Genomic DNA, 3,669 nt, shown 5'->3' with positions numbered 1-3,669 from the left:
CGCTGCCCGTCACGTGCAGCGTATTGCCGGCACTGATGGACAAGTTGCCGTTGAGCGAGCCGATCGTGCTCGCGTTGTTCGTGACGCTCGATTCCTCATCCGTCGTCGCGAGCTTCTTGCTGCCGATCGACACCGACAGCCCGCCTCCCCCCATCAAGCCCGAGTGATGTTCCTCGTAGCTGCCCGACGACTGCATCGTGTCCTGCGTCGTCGTGATGGTCACGTCGCGCGCGGCGCTCAGCGACACGTCGTTCGTCCCCACGACGGTGCTGCCCTTGACGTTCAGGTCCCGCCCGCTCGTGATCGTCACCGCGTCCGCCGAGATCGTGCTGCCGTCGGCCTGCGTGGTCGTCGTATCGCGCGTGCTCGCCTTGCTCGTGCTGCTCAGGAATCCCCCGTGGCTACCCGAACTGTAGCTATCGGACACGTGCGTCTCGGTCGCCGCGCCGATGTTCACGTCGCCGCCCGCCGCCAGCGTCGCAGTGCCCTTCGTCAGATCGATGCCGCTCCCGATCACGTTCAGGTCCTTGCCCGACACGAGGGTCAGGCTGTCCCCGCTCGTGAGCATCGTCCCCGTCACCGCATCGTCAGACGTGTGCAGCGACGTCGCATAAGCGCCGCGGCGGTCGCTGCCCGAACTGTGGCTATCCACCGTCGAGGTCGCGCTCGCCGCTTGCAGCGTCACGTTGCCGCCCGCCGCGATCGTGCCGCCGCCTCCCAGGCTGAGCGTCGCGCCGCTCGCCGTGAGATCGCCGCCCACCGCGATCGTGGACGCGCCGCCCACCTTCACGCTGCTGCCCGTGTCGCTCACGAGGTGCGTGTCGGAGAGCGCGCTCGGCAGCACCATCACCTTGGTCTCGCCGGTCTGCGCCACCCCCAGCGTCCAGTTGCCCCCGATGCTCATGCCCAGCGCGCCGCCCACGTTCAGCGCCGCCGCGTCCTGCTCGAAGTTCCCCCCGGTCACGATCGCCGCGTTGCCCGTCACATTGATGCTCGCCAGCGGCCCGAGCGTCGAGGTATCGCGTGGATAGCATTACTGGGCACTCACCCCGATGTGCTCTATGCCTCAAAACTTGCAATCGCGTACTGCACGACCTTTTGGAACTCGCCTCGTTTCAAAACCACTTCACGAATGGTCGATACTTCTTGGCGACTACCCCAAATGAGCTTAGCTTGGTCTTCTAACTCGACAAGAAAGACTCGGAATCCCGCATCCAGCAAGCTACCAGTCGAAACCAAATGCGCGTAGTCGCTATTCTCTGCATCCGAATCTGTTGCAGGAAACGCCCTAGCAACAAGTTCCGCGTAGGCAACAGATGTGGGTAAGCCGAATAATTTTTCGTCTTCGACACTACCTTTAATACAGTTCAACCCAGATAACAGGTTTAGATCAACGCCGAGTGTTGAATTCAATGACCACAGGAGTTCACCGCCTATGAAATAGGCAAAGCACCCGTTCTTGAAGCGAGCAGTCGACCATGAATCGACTGCGTCATACCAGATCGCGAAAGCATCAGGATCGCCAATTAGCATTCTACTTTCCTTTAAATCCGAGAGCGCGTCTAACAGCAATGGGGATTGTCGAGACATCCAATGGTGCCCTTGGATCACCAGTAGAGCCAGTCCAATGATAGACCCCATTCCCATCCGAATAGAATCTGTTGAGATTGCCGTCTGAAAATGCGCTTCGACTATTGGTCATCCTCCCAGTTATGGCGTCGGCGAAAGCTCGGATTCACACCAAACATCGTACAAAGGTGAATGTAAGAACCAAAAAAAATGAACGGAACACCCAGCAGAAACAATGCAATACCAAACCCGTGGAATCCGATTGCAAATACCACTGCACCAGCAATCGCCAATGGATATGCCCACGAAGCAATCTTTACCCCCCTAAATCGATCACTCAATCTGAATTGAGCAACATAAAAAAATATAGAGAAGACAACGATAACGATGGAGAAGAGAGGCCAGAACGTCATTGCGCCCCCTTCACCAGGCAACCCATCGCTTGCTTACACTGTTGAGCGCCAGCAGCCCCACCGATACCCACACCGAGTACGCCTTTTCCCGCAGCCAAGTTTCCATCGCCATCTCGCATTACGTTTGTGTCTGCAAATATCCCATCACCGCCAGCGATGAAGGCACCCTTACTACCTGTCACGCCGGTAGAAGCTGCGCCCTGCCCCACAGTGACGGCAACGCCCGTGGAAGCCGTAAAGCCAAGGCCCATTGTCGCGCACCCTTGTGCATAAGCGCAGAAATTCGGATGCGCACCTAACGAAACCGCAAGCCCCACCTCACCGGTTCCACCCAAGTCAAAGACGTGAAGACCGGCGTTGCCACCTACCTGGATCGTGAACGAGCCAGACGGACCGACCTTGTAAGTAAGCGCGCTCTGCTCCAGTGTCGGCGAACCGTTGGGGTTCGCCCCATCAAATGGATTAGCCCTTTCCGCTGGCGTTGCGTAGAACAAGGAACTGGGTGCATTTGCCGAAATGAATGCTGTTGCTACCGGATCCCCACCCGGCACGTTGGCAGCGCTACTATCTGTGATCCGTAACCCACTTCCTAATAGGAGTTCAAGAGCCTGATCTGGCGTGATCGTCTGTCCGGTCTTATCTGCGTAGAACTTCGCGAACGCCGACGCGTTGTCCTTCGCCCACTGTCGCTCATCGGGGTGAAGCTGCCGATTGTAAAGATCCGCATTCGCCGCCGCGAACGCCCCCGCACTGCCGCCCACCAATGCGCCGCCCGCCGTCGCCAGCACGTTCGATACGACGTTGCCCAGCGTCATCGAGCCCGTCGCATCGCCGATCTTGTCCGCCAGGCCGTTCAGCTTGCCCGCGAACGCCGCAGCCAAGCCCGCCCCCGCCGCTCCCTGTGCGGCAGCGCCGAGGCTCCCCCCGCCGAGCCCGGCTATGAGCGCCCCACCCACAACGTGTAACGCGACCCGGTTCGACCCACCCTCGGCCCACGAATCGGCTTCGGCCTGATACTGCGCCGCTGCGGTCGTATCGCCCGCCTTCGCCGCTGCATTCGCCTCATCCTGCGCTTCCTTCTGCTTTGCATCGGCATAAGCACCGATACTTTGCGCCACGACTTGCCCCGCTGCTGACGCTGCGTTCATCAAGTCCGACTGCTGCGACAGCAGGTTTTGCACATCCGGCGTCTTGGAGACCGTGCCATTGGTGTTGGCCGTGTCACGGCTCAGGCTCGCCACGTCCTGCGTCTGGTTCGCCCCGTTCGTGATGTTGATCGTGCCCGCGCTGACCGCGCTGCGCGTGGTCGCGCTTTGGTCGCCGTTGGCATCCTGCGAGATCATCGGCGTCAGGCCACCCGAACCACTCACCGACGCCGGCCCCACAGCCTTCTGGCTTACACCTACCGACGCACCCACGCTGAACCCATTACTCGCCGCACTGTAGTGCGAGTGATCCTGGATATCGCTGAACGTCAGCGTCCCGGTTGTCAGGCTGTTCTGCGACGCATCCGCCGTGCTGGCGATGATCGCCCCCTTCAGGTCGGTATTGCCCTTGACATTGATGTCGAAGCCGCCCGAACCCGCCTGAATCCCCGCCTGTTCGTTCACGCCCGCGTAGTTCGCGTCCGCGTGCCCGTTTTGCGCGCTGAAACTGGCCCCGCCCCCTGCCTCGCTGATGCTGAAGC

At 60.3% G+C, this 3,669-nt stretch carries 3 protein-coding genes and 1 pseudogene; all 4 read right to left on the bottom strand.

The window, feature by feature from the left end; all coding sequences use genetic code 11:
* Positions 1–985, bottom strand: a 985-nt coding sequence (locus FAZ69_RS32930) for a hemagglutinin repeat-containing protein (protein WP_439654819.1), incomplete at its 3' end; no start/stop codon positions are given.
* 74 nt (positions 986–1,059) lie between these two features.
* Entirely contained in the window at positions 1,060–1,533 is a 474-nt protein-coding gene (locus tag FAZ69_RS32925) for an immunity 42 family protein (protein WP_136899639.1), read from the bottom strand.
* Positions 1,534–1,691: 158 nt separating this feature from the next.
* Positions 1,692–1,982, bottom strand: a complete 291-nt coding sequence (locus tag FAZ69_RS32920; protein WP_136899637.1) for a hypothetical protein — start codon at positions 1,980–1,982, stop codon at positions 1,692–1,694.
* A pseudogene (locus FAZ69_RS34380) lies at positions 1,979–3,669 on the bottom strand (hypothetical protein); the annotation flags it as partial. The gene FAZ69_RS32920 and the pseudogene FAZ69_RS34380, both read right to left, overlap by 4 nt.

The sequence above is a fragment of the Trinickia terrae genome (genome assembly GCF_005144415.1).
GTDB classification, from domain to species: Bacteria; Pseudomonadota; Gammaproteobacteria; order Burkholderiales; family Burkholderiaceae; genus Trinickia_A; species Trinickia_A terrae.
Note: the sequence above shows the minus strand (reverse complement) of the source record. Positions and strands in the feature narration are given on the sequence as shown.

What these genes read in the sequence shown, in the direction of transcription:
- FAZ69_RS32925 (WP_136899639.1), bottom strand. Translation starts at nt 1,533, where the DNA reads ATGCTAATTGGCGATCCTGATGCTTTCGCGATCTGGTATGACGCAGTC.
- FAZ69_RS32920 (WP_136899637.1), bottom strand. Translation starts at nt 1,982, where the DNA reads ATGACGTTCTGGCCTCTCTTCTCCATCGTTATCGTTGTCTTCTCTATA.